This window comes from bacterium, from assembly GCA_029210545.1.
In the GTDB taxonomy this organism is placed as follows: Bacteria; BMS3Abin14; BMS3Abin14; order BMS3Abin14; family BMS3Abin14; genus JARGFV01.
Genome location: JARGFV010000007.1, coordinates 15,052 through 31,932 on the forward strand (window position 1 = coordinate 15,052; position 16,881 = coordinate 31,932).

Here is a 16,881-nt window from a genome sequence, read left to right on the forward strand (position 1 = left end):
CTCCCTTCTGCAAGGCCCGCGACCTGCCCGGATGACACCGGGCGGGCCGCGGGCTTTTCACGCAAGGTCGTCTTATCTATCTCATCTCCCTGGAAACCGTTGAGGGCTGGGCCACGGCTCCATGGCTGTGAACCTTTTCGGTCGCTTTCGCATAGGCCTCCACCGGCACCTTTTTCCAGGAATACACGATGGGGAGGCGGTAAAGGATGAACCGGTAGGTCGCGATGTAAAGCCCGAACAGGGTGAAGGCGATGATCCACTCAAAAATATGGGGGATCTCCTGGTAGAGGTTCCAGTTAAAGGCGATGATGGCGGTGTTGAGTCGGTTCAGGGCGATTCCGAGCACTGCGATAAGAGCCCCGAACCGGACGATCCCGACCCGCTGGTTGCGGATGCCGTAGGCGAAGAGGACCATGGGCGCGATCACTCCAAAAAGAAGCTCGAAGGAAAACCATTGTCCCCAACCTGTGGCCAGGTATGCCCACTCGTTGTCGTGGGCGATACCGAGGAGTTTGATGGTCAGATAAGTGATGAGGGCCATGCTCGACCCCCTGGCCAACCCGATGGTGAGCCGGTCAAGGTTCTCCCTGAACGCCTCGTCGGCTCGCCAGAACATGGTCTTTTTCACGATTGAGCTCACCACGATGACCATGCACAGCCCGCCGAAGATGGATGACACGAAGAAGAAGATCCACAGGAACTCCTGAGAGTACCACAGGGGATGGACCTTGGAGGGCGCATAGGTGAACAGTGCTCCCAGGGCCCCCTGATGGAGAGTAGACAGGATGATACCGGCGATGGTGAGCCCGATGGTCATCTTCTTGATGAACTGCTTGGCCATTGGCCATTGAGCCCACTCGAAGAACGCCTCGGACACCTCCAGGATCTGGACGGTCAGGTAGGTGGCCACATGCCAGCCCACCAGGAACAGGACCGCCGCGGTCCCCCAGGCCACCACCATCGGGTATGGCAGGCGCCATGGCTGACCCAGGTCACAGAGGAGGTAAACCACCGCGAAAAAGTAACCCAGCAGCCCGTTTAAAAGGGCGATGCGCAGGATGGGCTTGAAATCCTTGCGGCCGAAGAGCTCAACCGTGGTCCCCATTAGGAACCCGGATGCCGAGAGGGGCACCATGACGAAAAGCCCGAAACCGAGGAACAGCCCCCAGGGGTAATCATTGGAGGAGTGGGTGACGACTCCCAGGCCGAAGATGAACCTGTAAATGATGAGGGGGAACCCGACGGCAAAGAGCGCCCCCAGGATCCAGTTTAACGGGTTTCGGACCGCCTGGCGCAGGTACTCGCGAAGAGTCAGGCCGAGGAGCAGCTTTTCCAGGAAGCTCCAGCGGCGTCCGGAACCTTCGTCGGCCACGGAATCCACGGGACGATAACCTGTTTTCACAAGGGATTTCATGGCTATATATCCTCCCTCTTCTCGGTTGCGGGTTTCTCTTCGGCCCCCTCACCACCCCGGGTTGCCAGGCGGTGGAACCCGAGGAACAGGGCGGGCCAGATGGACAATACCATGGGAACATTGGAGAGAAAAGCCTGTGCGTTGGCCAGGATCGGTTCTTTCTGGAGGGTGGTGTCGAACCCCACCTCCTCGAAGGGAACGCCGGAAAGGTACATCCAGGACGTCCCTCCTACCTCATTTTCCCCGTAAAGGTGGCCCACGTAGCGGCCCGGGTTGACCCGGATACGCTCATAGGCAACCTTTATCAGGTTCTTCCTGTGCCCGAAGGTCAGGACCTCCTGGGGACACGCTTCCACGCAGGCAGGCGGCCTTCCGAACTTGAGCCGGGTGTCGTAGCAGAAAATGCACTTGCGGATCACCGGGTTGAAGGCGCTGGAATAGGAGTAAGCCGGAATCCGGAAGGGGCACGCGACCATGCAGTTCCGGCACCCCACGCAGACCTTGGAGTTGTAGATCACCGCCCCCTCCTTCGTCTTCGTGTAGGCGTTGACGAAGCAGCTGGTCAGGCAGGCCGGCTCGTTACAATGGTTGCACTGGATCTTCCGGTACGCCGGCTGCCCTTCCTTGCCGGCCTCGTACCGGTTCACCACGGTAAAAGCGTTCTCGTCGGTCCTTCTCTTCTGTGTGCCCCCGTGGTGCAGCTCATCGAATACCGAGTGGTCGTCGAAGGGCACCGCGGGAGCGGGCAGTTTCTGTTCTTCGTTGCACGCGGCCTCACAGGTCCGACAGCCGATGCAGCGGGTCAGGTCCACCAGGACTCCCATTCCATCGGGGTAGCCGGTGAAGCCGGCAGCACCGATAGCTTTCCCGGACAAGGTGAACGTCCCTGCTGCCGCTCCCGCCAGGCTCACCGAAAGAAACTTTCTTCGGGTCATCTTACTCATGTCTTCCTCCCTCATATATCTGGCGTTTCACTGACAAGGTTCCGCTCCCCCTGAATCATCCTCAAGGACTCAGTGAGCGGAGCTGGTACCTTCACCAGATGGCGCATATTTTCCCGAGTGGTAAAAAGCGTCTCCGGCCTCGGTCCTCTCGTGGCAATCCTCACATCCGACAGGACCGCCCATTTCGTTGTGACAGTTGAGACAGTTGAGGTGGTAAGCGGCTTTCAATCCCGGCTTGTCGATGTGGTAGACGCTGGGGTCCGTCTCCTTGGCAGTAACGGCCTCGGCGGAGAAGGGGTCGACAGCGTGGCATGTCTGGCACGTCTGGGCCTCCAGGGTGTCCTCGGGGCCGTGACACCGCGCGCACTTCTCGTTGGTTGTGGGAACACCCGCGGCATGGTGGTGGCATTCGGTACAGTCGGCCGCGATATCAAGGTGCATATCGTGGTCGAACTCGGCTCCCCCATAAAGGTGAGCCAGGTTATCAAGGGTCACTGTCTCCGGCAGCTTGAGAGTATCTCCCTGGCCGCTTAAGGGGAGACAGATCACCATCAGCACCATCACCGAGCCGGCAATCCAATTGAACGGTTTCATGATCTTCCTCCTGTTCACAGGTCCGCCCCGGCGTCCGGCGCCGGGAAGGTTCTGGCCGATCCCCGGCCCATGCTCACTCACTTACTCTCGTGAACGAATCGGCCTCCCGCTCTGAAGGCGTCTTGATGACGTACTTGTAAAAGAGCGGAAAGATGGCGAAGAATGCGACGCAGATCAGGTACTCCACGGCCTTGATGTAGTTGTAGAAGTCCACCAGAGTGTAGACCTTGACCACATCGCCGACGGAGCCGAACAGCTGTCGTATCAGGTCCAGCATGAATCTCACTCCCTCCCGGCGCACCAGGCGCCTGTTATAGCCCGCTTTAAAGCGGGGTGGCGAGGAGGGCCCGCCTCACAGCGCGCCCCTCAGCTCGCCCCACAGCTCATACCAGAGACCTTCGTCCCGTTTACTCGATGATCTCCCGGCCCGTATCGGTAACCGCGACCTTTTTTCTGGCGGTGACCTTTTTCGCGAAAGCCGAGATCGTGCCCATCATCAGGATCAGGGCCGGAACCATTTGGGCCACGATGATGAGGGCGACGACACCCAGGAACAGCAGGACCATGATCCCGCTCTGGTAGGTCTGGGTCGTGTCCACGGCCCATGCGTACCCCGCTGTGGACAGAACGACCGCCGTCATGTTCAGCAAAGCTCTCAGCGTTTTCATGACATCCTCCTTCTCTGCGCCAAAGCTTCAGGAATGTCCCTTGGCCGCGGCACCAACCGGCCCTGATAGCCCGGTGATGTTGGCGAAAGCACACCTGACAGCCTGGAGCAGTTCGTCCCTGTCCTCCTCCCGTGCCGGCTTGAGGGCATGGTAAAAGATCCCCTCGCGCCTGAGCTTTCGAAGGAGGGGCAGGGATTCCTCGTTGGACACGAGGATTATAGTGAGGTTTTTGTTGCACTTTTTCAGGATCGGAATGAGGTCGCCCGCCGGCATGTTGTCGAACACGTTTCCCAGCAGTACGACCGGGGCTTCCTTCCTGAGGACATCCTTCAAGACCAGGTCCACCGAATCGGGAGCAACGATCTGGTAATCCTTGTCTCCGAAAACCTTCATGACATGATCCCTGGTCCTGGGATCCTCGTCAGCGATTATCAGCAGTCTCATGGCCTCTTCTCCCTGTAAGCAGCCTGTGTCTATTTCCGGCACCCATTCGGACCGGAAGGCCAGCCGCTCCATTAGACCTGCTCACTGCCGGCAGCATCGACCTTATGGCTGCTCCGCTTGAATACCGAAACAAGAAGGGAGCTGAACAGAACCAGCGCTGGTACCAGCTGGAGCAGAACGACAACCCCCAGGAAGGCCAGGAAAAGCAGGAGCATGGGGCTCATCCCGCCCGAACCAGGCGCGCCGGCGCTATCGGCATTGGCCAGCGTCGCGGTAAGGAGAACCGGGCAGATCATCGCCGAAACCCGCCTCCTCAGGACCATCAGCCTTTCCACATTCCTTTTCATGACCTTTACCTCCTCCTTCTCTTGGGGCCCCCTGCTCCATCATTGGAGCCTGTCCCTCTACGCTTATGCTTAGGGCATCAAACGTGCCAAAAGGGATCAGTCACGTATATTTTTTCAAGTTCTTGTTTTTAAAAGGCTTTTATAAAACAATTCCAACGGTCCGGCAGCAGCTTAATAGGGAAACGTATATAAAAAATATGGGAATACAAAGACAAATCACTGGGCCAGGATAGTGGTAAGCGCATAACTATATGTAATTGTAAGCTTTTATTTATATTGAGGGGTGTATGGTGGAGATATACAGGCACGCGCCCCTGGAGATCAGGCTACAGGGGCCCGTACAGTGAGTGCATTAAGTGCAGTTTAGTGCAGCAATGCGCTTTTGCACTCATGCACCGGACTCTTGAGACCAATTTGACACATTTTTTGGCTTCAGGTTTGCACGGATCATCCCAATATCAGCTAACTTCAGCCAAAAAGGAGGAGACAAATTGGTCTCAAGAGTCCTGTCGTGCACCATCAGCGGTCTCGAGGCGGTTCCCGTCCACGTGGAACTGGACCTCACCAACGGTCTCCCGGGGCTGACCATCGTGGGGATGGGGGACACAGCGGTCCGGGAGAGCAGGGAACGGGTTATCGCGGCCCTGAGAAACTCCGGGTACGAGCTGCCCCCCTCACGGGTCACGGTGAACCTGGCCCCCGCTGACCTGAAGAAGGAGGGAAGCCGCTTCGACCTTCCTATCGCCCTGGGGATACTCTCCGCCTTGAGGGCGTTTCCGTCCGACGCCCTGGACGGCTACCTGGTCATGGGAGAGCTCTCCCTGACCGGAGAGATCGTGGGCCGGGAGGCGGCTTTTCCCGCGGCCCTCCTGGCACGAAGGGCGGGGTTGACCGGGATGATCCTGCCGGACGAGATGGCAGCGGAAGCCTCCCTCGCCGACGGGTGCATGTCGCTGCCTGTCCGCAGCCTGATGGAGGTCACCGAGTTTCTCAGGGGACAAAGGGAACTGAACGCCGTAGCCCCTGTCTCTGTCCGGATACCGGACAAAAGCCCCGACCTTTCAGAGGTGGCAGGGCAGGAGATGGCGGTGAGAGCCCTTACGATCGCCGCTTCGGGAGGACATAATATCCTTTTTTCCGGACCACCGGGCTCAGGCAAGACCATGTTGTGTAAAAGGCTTCCCGGCATCCTGCCATCGTTATCCAACGACCAGGCCATGGAGGTCACCGCCATCCACAGCGTAGCGGGACTCCTGTCCTACGGGGACGGGATCATCAGAACGCCCCCCTTTCGCGCTCCGCACCACACTATCTCCCACGCAGGCCTCGCAGGCGGCGGCTCCAACCCGAGGCCGGGAGAGGTCACCCTCGCCCACCGCGGAGTGTTGTTTTTAGACGAGATGTCGGAGTTCTCCCGCTCGGCGCTGGAAACATTGAGGCAGCCGCTGGAGGACAAAAGGATCGTGGTATCGAGGGCTGCCAGGTCGGTGAGTTATCCGGCAGACTTTCTCCTCGCCGGGACCGCCAACCCCTGCCCTTGCGGCTACCTTGGCCACGACACGAGACCTTGCACCTGTCCCCCTTCGGCGGTGGCCCGCTACCGGCGCCGCATCTCCGGGCCCCTCATGGACAGGATCGACCTCGTCGTCCCGGTTCGGGCCCTCGAACCCGGGATCATCGCCGAGGGAGGACACGGGACCCGGTCTCAGTCGGTAAGGGAAAAGGTCCTGGCCTCCCGCGCCGTGCAGGCCGAGAGGGCGGCGGGAGGGATGCCGGTCACCAACGCGGCCCTGTCCCCCGAACAGCTGCGAGACGTGTGCCCCCTGGAGCCGGCCCACAGGAAGATCATGGACGGTGCGGTACGCAACCTGGGGCTGACGGCCCGGGGCTACCACAGGATCATGCGGGTGGCCCGCACCATCGCGGACATGGAGGGGGTGGAACACGTCACACCTGAGCACCTGGGAGAAGCGCTGCAATACAGGCCTGTTATGGAGGGACCGATAAGGTTCTAGCAACGTGTCGGACTGGTTTCTTTGGATCTCAAATCTCAAATCTCATATCTCAGATCTCACATCTCAGAAAACATCAACCGATGGATATTCCCGACATCTGTTTTCGGCATCAGGCCCGGGGCTGAAAAACCGTTCTTGACAATCGAGATTGAAACCACTTTTGAGATCTGAGATATGAGCTTGAGTTCCCCAAAGGCTCATCATATTTCCGAACGAGGCTAACAAGTTGGAAAGCAGGAGGGCGCCCATCGGGCGCCCTCCGCAGAAAATCTGGGTCCTGAGATCCGGAATTCGTTCTACTCGACGAGCACCCACCTCCCGCCCCGGGCCTGTGTGATGTAAACCTCGTCCAGCCCCTGGTGGTCACCGATCCCGAAAACCACTTCGCTTCCAATGCCGATGTCCACCCCGTCCATGGACTCGATACTTCCCATCAATGAAACGGGTGTCAGGTCCTCACCAGCCATTTCGACAGCTTTGGCAAAAACGACGGCGTTGACGTAACCTTCCAGGCTGGCAAAGGAGTACTCGGAAGGGATGTAATCTGGATCCCTGAGGTCAGCGGGAAGGCTGGCAGCGTAATTTTTCATATCCTCACGGTACTGAACCACCAGCGGGATCGAGCTGTCGTCGAATGGCGGAACAACCTGGGAATTGAACAGTTCCCCGGAATAGTCCTGGCCGTCTCTTCTCTGTTGATCGAGGAGCAGGTTGAGGAGTGCTTCGCTTCCAACGAAGGAGATGTTGGCGATGGGACCTGCGAACCCTGCTTTTCTGGCATCCCGGATGAAAGCGGCGCAAGCCTGGTATGCCCCGACAGAGATCACCGCGTCGGCGCCGCCGGCCATGAACGACCTGACCTGACTGGACATGTCCGTATTGTAAGTGTCGCCCCGTGTATAAGTTGTCTCACCCGCGATGGCCATGCCGTGGGCTTCCAGTCCCCTGACCACTCCATTCTGTCCGCTGCGGCCGTAAGCGTCATTCTGGTAGAATACGGCGATCTTGCGCTTGCCCTTTTCAACGAAAAAGTCCACCAGGGCCGCCGTTTCCTGCCGATAGGAGGCTCTCACGTTAATGCAGAAGGCCGCATAGGGCTCTTCACGCTGGGGCTGTGCCCCTGTAAAGGGGCCGAACATGTAGACCGGAATGTTCTGGTACTTCAGCAGCAGGGGGAGGACCTTGACCGTGGTGGGTGTTCCCACGTTCCCGAACAGAAGGAATGCCTTTTCCTGGCTCACCAGCTTTACCGTGTTCCTGACCGCCTCGGGAGGGTCGTAGGAATCGTCCAACGCCTTCACCGTGATGGTTCGGCCACCGATCCCCCCCTGAGCGTTGATCTTGTTGAAAAAGGCCATGTAACCTCTGTAAAGCTCGGAACCCAGGGAGGCGGCGTGGCCTTTGAAGGCGCTGGTAACTCCCAGGGTGATCGAATCGGAGGTAACACCCTGGGCGTCAACGGTTGCCGGTCCATACAAGGCCATGACGGTTGTCACAAAAAGGGCTAATGCAACTCTCACGAGATATCCTCCTCCGTAACAAAGATCTCCAACTCAGCATGCAGGGCCTGCATCCGCTCGTTCAGGTCATCAATGATCCCCTTCAGGCCGTGCACCGCCGTCTTGTTCTTCTGGATGACACCACCAAGATCTTCGGTCATCTTCAGCACCTTGCTGCCGTTGACCACCTGGATCTCGGTGGATTCCGAGATGGTCCGCACGGTGTCGGAGATCCGGGTCAGATCCTTGTTGATCTGCTGGCTGGTGAACGTCTGCTCCTCGGTGCTGTCCTTGACCTTCTGGGCTGCCTGCTGGATCTGCTTTGACATCTGGAGGAGTTTCTCGCCGGCCTGGGTCTGCTGCTCGCTGATCCCCTTTATGTTCCCGACCGAATCTGTGAGGTGCTGGGTGGCCTCCAGGACCCGGTTACTCGTGCTAGCCTGCTCAGATGTGGTCTGGGCGATCTCCTCAACCCTGTGGGACACGAGCATGGTGCTTTCCATGATCCCTTCGAGGGCGGTGGTGACTTTCCCACTCAGGGCGACCCCCTCGTCAACCTTCAGGTTGGATTCGATCACCGCCTCACTGGTGCGTGAAACCTCCTCGCGCAGCCCCTCGATGACCTGGGCGATCCGGTTGGTCTGCGCCTTGGTGTTCTGCGCAAGTTCGTTGATCTCATCAGCAACGACCCCGAACCCTTTGCCCTGGGCCCCGGCCTGGGCGGCGATAATGGCGGCGTTCAGGGCGAGGAGGTTGGTTTTTCCTGTGATCTCGGTGATGAACCTGAGGATCTCGTCGATCTCCTCGATGCGGTCGGACACCAGCGAGATCATCTGGGTCACCTGACCCGAGCTTTTCTTGATGGCCTCCATACCCCCCATGGCGTTTCTGGAGATCGTCGCGCCCTCCTCGGCCACCTTTGTCATCTGCACGGCGTCCTGGGAAGTACTCTCGGCATTTCCACGGACCTGGACGATACTGGCGCTCATCTCGTTCATGGCGCTGGAGGTCTCGTCGGCGCCCTTGGAAAGGGTCAGAAGGTTGCGGTTGATCTCGTCGATGGAAGCTGAAAGGTTCTCGATGGCAGTGTTGGACTCGTTGACCGATTTGAAGAGGGCGTCAGCCATGGAGGAAACCTCCTCGATGGAAGCACCCATCTCCATAACGCTGGAAAAGCTGTCGTTGGAAGAGTTTTCAAGGATATGGATCCCCTCGGTGACATCGTCGATCATTTTCTTGTTGCTGACCACCGACTCCATGGTCTCGCTGGCGAGGCCGGCCTGCTGCTCGATCCCCTCCTGAACGTCGTTGTAGACCTGCGATATCCGAACGTTGGCCCGGGAGATCCCCTCGTAGGAATGGTCGACCCTATCGATCATGCCTGCGAGCTTGGCCAGTGTTGAGTTGAGGTTCTGAGCCAGATCCAGGAACTCGTCCCTGGTTGGGACCTCGACACGGGCTGTGAGATCCCCTTCCCCGACTCTTTTCAGGGTCGCAAGAACTGTCCTGATGTGACGCAGAAGGTAGATGACCATGAGATGCAGAAGAACGATACCCAGGATCTGGGCCACCGCGAACTGAACGATGAGCCTCCAGGTGATGCTGTCGAGCTCACTGGTGATGAGGCCGTGGTCCATGCCGACCCGGGCAGTCCCCGCCACCCCGAACAGGATGGGCACGGCGACCTCAAGGATGTCACCGACCTCGTCCCTCTGGAATTTGAGGATCCTGTGGGATTCCTCTCCGGTAACGGGGTTGAGGCCAAGGATACTTTTGGGGAAGATGCCGTCGAAAGTGTGGGCGACCACGACGCCCGTGGAATCCTGGACATACACGTACCGGATCCCGTGGATATCCCGGAAGTTGTCCACCAGGGACTGGATGACCTCGACGTTGCCGCTGAGCAGCTTGTCCTCGCTGGAACTTGCGATAGAAAAAGCGATGGCCTGGGCCTTGCTCTCGAACTCCCGGTTCATGGTGGTGTTGTAACGGCTCTGGATGAAGATGATATTGACCACGGCCAGAACGGTCATGACCACGACGACGAGACTTGTGATCTTCCATCCGATCGTGAAACGGATGCCGCCTGGCTGCCTCCCGCCTGTACCCTGCGCCGGTTTGCCGGCGGTTCCGGCCGGGGTACTCTCGGGCTGATCCTGGGTCGTGCTGTTTTCAGCCGGGTCGCTCATGACCGCTCTCCTGTAATCACATCAGATAATGACAATTTTGTAATATCGCACCTTAACAAAAATAAGGGCCGCCTTCAACTGTCAAGGCTGCCCTGATCCATGTTTGAAGCAGTCGGGAGAAAACGGGATCAGCCAGCCTGTTCGTCCTTGTATTTCGCGAAATCCCTGGCGAACCGGGTCACGGCCTTGTAGGCCGCCGCACTTGTTTCGCCGGTGAACTCTTCGAGAAGTCTCTTCTGTTTTTTCGTTAGCTTGGCAGGTATTTCCACTGTGATCCTCGTGTACTGGTCACCCCGACCGGACCCGTGAAGCCTGGGGACTCCCTTGCCTTTGAGGTGAAACACCTGCCCGGGCTGGGTACCGGCGGGGATCTTCAGTTCGGCGGGGCCGTCCAGAGTTGGGATCTCCACTACTCCCCCCACGACAGCGACCTCCATCCGGATGGGTATCTCACAGATAATGTCGTTATTTTCGCGGTGGAAAAACTGGTGGTCCCGAACCTCGATCTGAACGAACAGGTCACCGGGACCTCCACCCGAAAGGCCGCCGTCGCCCTCACCCCGGATCCTGAGCCGCATCCCGTCATCCATTCCCTGCGGGATCTTGACCGTGAGGTTCCGGTCCTTTCTGACCCTGCCCTCCCCCCGGCATCCCGTACAAGGGTCTTTCACGATCTTTCCCATGCCCCTGCAGTTGGGACAGGTCCGCGACATGGTGAAAAAGGCCTGCTGGAACCGAACCTCGCCCATTCCCTCGCAGGCGCTGCACGTCACAGGATCGTGCCCGGGCTCGATACCGTCACCCAGGCACCGGTCACATTCCTCGAGCTTGGGATAGGTGATCTCCTTCCGGGTGCCGAAAACGGCCTCCTCGAAGGTGATCATCATCCGGTAACGCAGATCGTCCCCGCGCATGCCGCGCTGCCTGCGCCCCGTGCGGCCCCCGCCGAAAAAGTCCTGAAAAATGTCCGAAAAAACATCGGCAAAAGAACCGGAATAATCGAACCCGCCCGGGAACCCGCCGTTTCCGGACAGCCCCGCGTGGCCGAACTGGTTATATATCTTTCTCTTGTCCTCGTCTGAAAGGATCGAGTACGCTTCACTCAGTTCCTTGAACTTCTTCTCCGCATCTATATTGTCCGGGTTCCGGTCAGGATGGAACTGGATGGCCAGGCGGCGGTAAGCTCTCTTTATCTCTTCCGGGGACGACTCGCGGCCGACCTGGAGGGTCTCGTAATAATCGGCTTTGGCGGCCATTGGCTCAGCTGTCCTCCTTTTCGCCGGTTCCGGCCGGCTTGCCGGCCACATGGACCATGGAGTGTCGCAGGACCTTGCCCTTGAGGCTGTATCCCTTCTGCATCTCGGCAACCACCGTTCCCTCTTCGTATTCGCCGGAGGGAAGGACTCCCAGAGCTTCGTGACGGTTGGGGTCAAAGGCTGTGCCCACCGCTTCCACAGGTTCCAGGCCGCAGCTGCCCAGCAGTGAATGAAGCTGTTCGCTGACCATCCTCACACCGTCCACCACGCTGTCCATTCCCGCCTTGTCCAGTCCCGCCGAAAGTGCCCTGTCCAGGTTGTCAAGGACAGGCAGCAGGTCTCTTATCAACCGTTCGTTGGCGAAACGGACAATATCTTCTTTTTCTTTGGCGACACGTTTCCGGAAGTTGTCAAAATCCGCTGCGGCCCGGAGGTACCGATCCTTCAGTTCGGCCGCCTCGGCCCTGAGGGCCTCATACTCTTCGAGGGGCAGTGTCACCAATTCCTGTTCTCCGGCATTCTCAGGGGCTCTGTCCCCGCCTTCCTGTCCGCCATCGGCGACCGGGATCTGAACCGCCTCACCGTCGCCGTTTCCCTTTCGCTGCGACCTCTTCAATTCGTTCCCTCCTGAACGTCTCCCCCTTGAAAGCTTTCCCCTTCAACTTTTTCCGACGAGAAGTTCTCGCTGACCATCACACCCGCCGACCTGACGAGGGGAATGATATGTTTGTAGTCCATCCTCGAAGGCCCGATGACTCCCACCGCCCCGAGGGCTCCTCCGCCCCGGCCATAGGTCGAGACCACCATGCTCATCCCTCTGAGATCCTCCATACCGGTCTCGGAACCGATGAATACGGTGAGATCGCTGGCTTTAATGGTCTCTTCAAGGAGGGCGGCGAGGCTTCTTTTGTCCTCAAAAGCCCGGAAAATGGCGCGCATCCCCTCAAAATCGGTCATGAATTCGGGCATATCCAGGATCCTCGAACCGCCCTCAAAATATACTTCGGGCCCTTCGGGTTCTTCCAGGAGCCCGGTGCTCAGTCTCAGGGCTGCTGTCATCCAGTTATCGAAGTTCTCCAGGTCCCGGGCCAGGTCCTTTTCCACTCTCCAGCACATCTCACCAAGACTCATTCCGGCAAACCTGCGGTTCAGGTAATCCGACATCCTGTCCAGGGCGTCCTGGGGGAACTCCTCCCCGGTCTGGACGAGTTTGTGGGTGGTGACGCCGGAAAGGGAGACCAGGATGGCCAGGACCGAGTCCCTGTTCATGCGGGTAAAACTGATCCTTTTGAAAAGGCGGCGAACCCTGCGTGGAGGAAGGACGACTCCCGCGCACCGGGAAAGGTCGGAAAGAACCCTGGAAGTCTTTCGCAACAGATCGTCCAGCCCCCCTGTAAAACCTAAAAGGGCCCTGCGGAAGGTGTCGTCCTGGTCTACCAAATGACCCGGCGAATGACCCGGCGAATGACCGCTCGAATGGCCAGGTGAATGTTCGGGACCGCGCCCGAGCAAGCTGTTGACATAATATCGATAGGCCTTGTCGGTGGGAACACGTCCCGCGGAGGTGTGGGGCTGTCTCAGGTACCCTTCCTTCTCCAACTGGGCCATGAGGTTTCGCACAGTTGCGGCACTCACATCGAGTCCGGACCTTTCCAGCAGGTATCTGGACCCCACCGGCTCCGCTGTCCCGATGTGGGAGCGGATGAGGGTCATGAGTACGTCGTGACGACGGTCTGTTTTACGGTTCGGCGACACCTGCCACTCCTCGATGCTGCGCATCACAACCGCCGTCTCCGGCAAAACCGGGACGTTGGGACGGTTTTATTCTCAGTCTCAGCCACAGTTCAGGTCTGGTTCCCTTTTCCTTTGTCTGCGTCTGAGTCCGTGTTACGAGGTTATCCAGTTGGGATGTAAGATAACCAGATAAACACCACAAAACAAGGGGCTGACGTTCCTCTGGTAAGAACGTGGAAGAAGATCAAGAGCTAATTTACACTAACTCTTTTTCTCTGCACCCTGCACTTTGCACTCTGCACTGTCTTTGTCAGAGTATTCTGACAAAGACTTCGTTACTCAGCAGCATCCCCCTCATCGTCAGCCTCACCCGATTTGCGCTGAACCTCACCAGCCCAAATTCCATCAGTTCGGCAAGGTGCGGTTTCAAAAGTTCCAGGGGGTCAGAACCGTACCGTAGCCGGAAGGCGTCCCGGTTCACTCCCTCCGTCATCCGCAGCGCCATGATAAGCGCCTCCCTTGCCCTGTCGAGTCCGCCCTCCCGGGACAGTTCCTCCCGGCAAGATACCGGGTCCTTCAGGTAAGCATTGATATCGGGCAGGTTGCGCCACCGTGTCCTGACCCCGTTCCTGGTCACGCAGCTGTGGGCCGAAGGTCCGAGACCGATAAAATCGCCGTCCCGCCAGTAGACCATGTTGTGCAAGCTGCGATGCCCGGGCCGGGAGAAGTTGGTGATCTCGTACTGTCTGAAACCGGCAGCACGAAGCATCCGCGCGGACTCCCTGAACATGGCCGCGGCGAGGTCCGGTTCACACCCCTCCAGTTTCCCGCCCTGCGCCCGGCGCCCTGGGCCCTGTTCCTCACCTCCCTGTTCCAGGGCGTACAGGCTGATGTGATCCGGATCAAGGGAAACGGTCCGGTCCAGGTCATCTAGGAGATCTTCCAGGGACTGGCCTTCAATCCCATATATGAGGTCAACACCCACAGAAGCAAAACCGGCCGAGCGGGCTGCTGCCACCGGATCCCGGATGAGGCGTTCCCCCGCTCCAAGGATCTTTTGGATCCGGGGGTCGAAGGACTTGACGCCTACGCTCACCCTGTCGAACCCCGCCCGGGCGTATCCGGACAGGAACTCCGGGGTGCCGTCCCCGTCAGTCTCGATGGAGAGTTCCATGAGGCCTGAGAGATCGAAGCGGTCCCGGACGAAACCGACGACCCCGGCATAGAACTCAGGCGGCAGAAGTGTCGGTGTTCCGCCGCCTGCGTAAAGGGTGTGGACCGCGCCGAGGTCATCCGCGTCGAGCGCCTCGATCTCCTTTCGCACCGCCTCGAGATAGCTCTCCCACGGGGGGATCTCCGGTACACGGTAGAAATGGCAGTAGGGGCACAGCCTCCGGCAGAAGGGGATGTGGATATATAAAGAAAAAATCTGCTTATTCCAGATTCCAGATTCCAGATTCCAGATCACTTCAAAAAACTCCTGTCTTGGATCTTTTCTTTGTCATGTTTTCCTTTGGAATTTGAAATGTGGAATTTGGAATTAGCTCACAGCTGCTGGCTGTGAGCTACCTGACGTGGCACGCCGCTTCGTGCCCGTCCCCTCTTGGGGTCAACTCCGGAACCTCGGTCATGCAGATATCACGGACCAGGGGACAACGGGTATGAAAGGCGCACCCTGGAGGCGGGTCCATCGGGCTGGGCACCTCCCCGGGCAGTCCCTCACCCTTGCGGCTGAGCTCCGGGTCCGGCTCCGGGATAGCCCGGATGAGTTCCTCGGTATAGGGGTGGACCGGGCGCTCATAAAGTTCGTCCACACCCCCTGTTTCCACCACCCGGCCCAGGTACATGACAGCCACACGGTCGCAGATACTCCGGACGATCCTCAGATCGTGGGAGATGAAAAAGATCGTCAGGGAAAGGCGTTTCTTGATGTCCATGAGGAGGTTGAGGATCTGGGCCTGAATGGAGACGTCCAGGGCCGAAACCGGCTCGTCGGCAACGAGGAACTCCGGACGGAGGATGAGGGCCCGGGCGATCCCGATGCGCTGCCTCTGGCCTCCGGAGAACTCATGGGGATAGCGCATGGGGCTGTCGGGCGCCAGGCCCACCATCCCGATCATCTCTCTGACCTTCTCCGTGACTTCGCCGGAAGGTTCTCCTGCGACGCGCAAAGGCTCGCCTATGATCGATCCCACCGTCTTGCGCGGGTTCAGGGACCCGAAGGGGTCCTGGAAAATGATCTGCATCCGATGCCGGTAGACCCTGAGGCTCTTGCCGTCCAGACGGGTGATGTCGTCGCCGTCGAAAATGATCTTTCCCCCGGACGGCTCCATGAGCTTGAGGATCGTACGACCCAGCGTGGTCTTGCCGCAGCCCGATTCACCCACCAGGCCGAACACCTCGCCTCGTCGGACCTGAAGGGACACGCCGTCCACAGCACGCACCCCGCCGGTCACCTTTCCGAGGAACCCTCCCTTGACGGGGAAGATCTTTGTCAGGTTTTCAATTTGAAGAAGATAGTTGCTGTTCTCAGTCAATATCTGATCCCGCCTTCATTCAACAAGTGAAGCGTGAACCGTGAAAAGTGAATCGCATAACCGTTCACCATTCACCTCTTCACCTCTTCTCCTCTTCCTCAGTTCCTTTCCCCGGAAAATAACACCTCACCGCCCGCTTTCCAGTGAAAACCAGTTCCGGTTCCTCCCTCACACAAACCTCCCGGGCCCTTTGGCAGCGGGGATGGAACCGGCATCCTCCCGGCAGGTCCGCGAGGTCGGGCACCATGCCCGTGATGGGGGTGAACTTCCTCCTTTCCGGAGACGGAAGGGACGCCATGAGCCCAAGCGTATAGGGGTGCTGCGGATAGGCGAACAGCTCCTTTACCGGGCTGGACTCCACGACGGCCCCGGCGTACATGACACAGACACGGTCCGCGACTTCAGCCACGATCCCCAGGTCATGGGTGATCAGGAGCAGGGACCGGTCCTTCCCCCTGATGAGCCGCTCCATGAGCCTCAGGATCTGAGCCTGAACGGTAACGTCCAGGGCCGTTGTGGGTTCGTCGGCGATGAGAAGTTCAGGCTCACAGGCCATGGCCATGGCGATGAGGGCCCGCTGCTGCATACCTCCCGACATCTGGTGAGGGTATTCACCGGACCTTCGATCCGGGTCGGGGATCCCTACCTCGCCGAGGAGTTCGACCACCCTCTCCATGGCCTGTTCCCTTGTCACAGACCGGTGGACCCTCAGAACCTCAGCCACCTGCTCACCCACCGTGAACACGGGGTTAAGGGCCGACATCGGTTCCTGGAACACCATGGAGATCCTGTCTCCCCGGATGAGCCTCAGCTCCTCGGCCCCCATGGTTCGCAGGTCCCTTCCGCGGAAGAGGACCTGCCCGCCGGTGACCATCCCCGGTGGTGGAACCAGGCCGAGGATACTCAGGGCAGTCATGCTCTTGCCGCACCCCGACTCGCCCACGAGGCAGAACACCTCTCCCTTCGTGAGGGAGAACGACACGTCGTCCACGGCCTTGAGAACGCGGCCTCCGGCGGGGAAGACGGTCGTGAGGTGCTTTATTTCTAAAAGATATTCCAAATTTCCTTGAATCTCCGTGATTGGTGATTCGTGATTGGCCAACGCTTCCCAATTCTCAACTCAGGACTTTACCACTTTCTCCTTCTTCCTGTCTTCTCTACCGATCACTGTTGATAGGGTCGCAAAAAGTCCAATCCGGGACTTTTCCTGGCTCATTAATGTCCTGGGGAAAGGGAAAAG

The 16,881-nt window shown here is 58.8% G+C and carries 16 protein-coding genes; 1 reads left to right on the forward strand and 15 read right to left on the reverse strand.

What is annotated here, in order from left to right; genetic code table 11:
- Positions 1-76: 76 nt before the first annotated feature.
- The 7 genes from P1S46_01560 to P1S46_01590 form a co-directional block, all read right to left on the reverse strand.
- Positions 77-1,414: a polysulfide reductase gene (locus P1S46_01560; protein MDF1535173.1), complete on the reverse strand. Its 1,338-nt coding sequence runs from the start codon at positions 1,412-1,414 to the stop codon at positions 77-79.
- Positions 1,415-1,416: 2 nt separating this feature from the next.
- Complete coding sequence (locus P1S46_01565) at positions 1,417-2,358, reverse strand: 4Fe-4S dicluster domain-containing protein (protein MDF1535174.1); 942 nt, start codon at positions 2,356-2,358, stop codon at positions 1,417-1,419.
- A gap of 69 nt (positions 2,359-2,427) precedes the next feature.
- On the reverse strand, positions 2,428-3,033 hold the full coding sequence (locus P1S46_01570) for a cytochrome c3 family protein (protein ID MDF1535175.1): 606 nt from the start codon (positions 3,031-3,033) through the stop codon (positions 2,428-2,430).
- The gene (locus P1S46_01575; GenBank protein ID MDF1535176.1) at positions 3,026-3,229 is read right to left on the reverse strand and encodes a hypothetical protein; all 204 of its coding nucleotides are present in this window, start codon (positions 3,227-3,229) and stop codon (positions 3,026-3,028) included. The genes P1S46_01570 and P1S46_01575 overlap by 8 nt, the downstream gene beginning before the upstream one ends.
- Positions 3,230-3,359: 130 nt before the next feature.
- Positions 3,360-3,620 carry a hypothetical protein gene (locus tag P1S46_01580; protein MDF1535177.1) on the reverse strand — a complete coding sequence of 87 codons (261 nt, stop codon included), beginning with the start codon at positions 3,618-3,620 and terminating at the stop codon, positions 3,360-3,362.
- A 27-nt stretch (positions 3,621-3,647) separates the two neighbouring features.
- Positions 3,648-4,064 (reverse strand): response regulator, encoded by a 417-nt coding sequence (locus P1S46_01585; GenBank protein ID MDF1535178.1) that lies wholly within the window; start codon positions 4,062-4,064, stop codon positions 3,648-3,650.
- Positions 4,065-4,135: 71 nt separating this feature from the next.
- On the reverse strand, positions 4,136-4,411 hold the full coding sequence (locus P1S46_01590) for a hypothetical protein (GenBank protein MDF1535179.1): 276 nt from the start codon (positions 4,409-4,411) through the stop codon (positions 4,136-4,138).
- A 491-nt stretch (positions 4,412-4,902) separates the two neighbouring features.
- Between P1S46_01590 and P1S46_01595 the strand changes: the two genes are divergently transcribed.
- Positions 4,903-6,426: a YifB family Mg chelatase-like AAA ATPase gene (locus P1S46_01595; GenBank protein ID MDF1535180.1), complete on the forward strand. Its 1,524-nt coding sequence runs from the start codon at positions 4,903-4,905 to the stop codon at positions 6,424-6,426.
- 296 nt (positions 6,427-6,722) lie between these two features.
- Here P1S46_01595 and P1S46_01600 read toward each other — a convergent pair whose 3' ends face one another.
- From P1S46_01600 to P1S46_01635, 8 genes are all read right to left on the reverse strand, one after another.
- Positions 6,723-7,946, reverse strand: coding sequence for an ABC transporter substrate-binding protein (locus P1S46_01600; protein ID MDF1535181.1), 1,224 nt, complete (start codon positions 7,944-7,946; stop codon positions 6,723-6,725).
- The gene (locus P1S46_01605) at positions 7,943-10,114 is read right to left on the reverse strand and encodes a methyl-accepting chemotaxis protein (protein MDF1535182.1); all 2,172 of its coding nucleotides are present in this window, start codon (positions 10,112-10,114) and stop codon (positions 7,943-7,945) included. Before P1S46_01605 ends, P1S46_01600 begins: the two co-directional genes overlap by 4 nt.
- Positions 10,115-10,242: 128 nt before the next feature.
- The gene (gene dnaJ, locus P1S46_01610) at positions 10,243-11,370 is read right to left on the reverse strand and encodes a molecular chaperone DnaJ (GenBank protein ID MDF1535183.1); all 1,128 of its coding nucleotides are present in this window, start codon (positions 11,368-11,370) and stop codon (positions 10,243-10,245) included.
- 4 nt (positions 11,371-11,374) lie between these two features.
- Positions 11,375-11,986 carry a nucleotide exchange factor GrpE gene (gene grpE, locus P1S46_01615; GenBank protein ID MDF1535184.1) on the reverse strand — a complete coding sequence of 204 codons (612 nt, stop codon included), beginning with the start codon at positions 11,984-11,986 and terminating at the stop codon, positions 11,375-11,377.
- Positions 11,983-13,149 carry a hypothetical protein gene (locus tag P1S46_01620; GenBank protein MDF1535185.1) on the reverse strand — a complete coding sequence of 389 codons (1,167 nt, stop codon included), beginning with the start codon at positions 13,147-13,149 and terminating at the stop codon, positions 11,983-11,985. Before P1S46_01620 ends, grpE begins: the two co-directional genes overlap by 4 nt.
- 265 nt (positions 13,150-13,414) lie before the next feature.
- On the reverse strand, positions 13,415-14,572 hold the full coding sequence (locus P1S46_01625) for a coproporphyrinogen-III oxidase family protein (GenBank protein ID MDF1535186.1): 1,158 nt from the start codon (positions 14,570-14,572) through the stop codon (positions 13,415-13,417).
- 97 nt (positions 14,573-14,669) lie between these two features.
- Positions 14,670-15,641, reverse strand: a complete 972-nt coding sequence (locus tag P1S46_01630; protein MDF1535187.1) for an ATP-binding cassette domain-containing protein — start codon at positions 15,639-15,641, stop codon at positions 14,670-14,672.
- Between the two features lie 79 nt (positions 15,642-15,720).
- Positions 15,721-16,701, reverse strand: coding sequence for an ABC transporter ATP-binding protein (locus P1S46_01635; GenBank protein ID MDF1535188.1), 981 nt, complete (start codon positions 16,699-16,701; stop codon positions 15,721-15,723).
- Between the last annotated feature and the right edge of the window lie 180 nt (positions 16,702-16,881).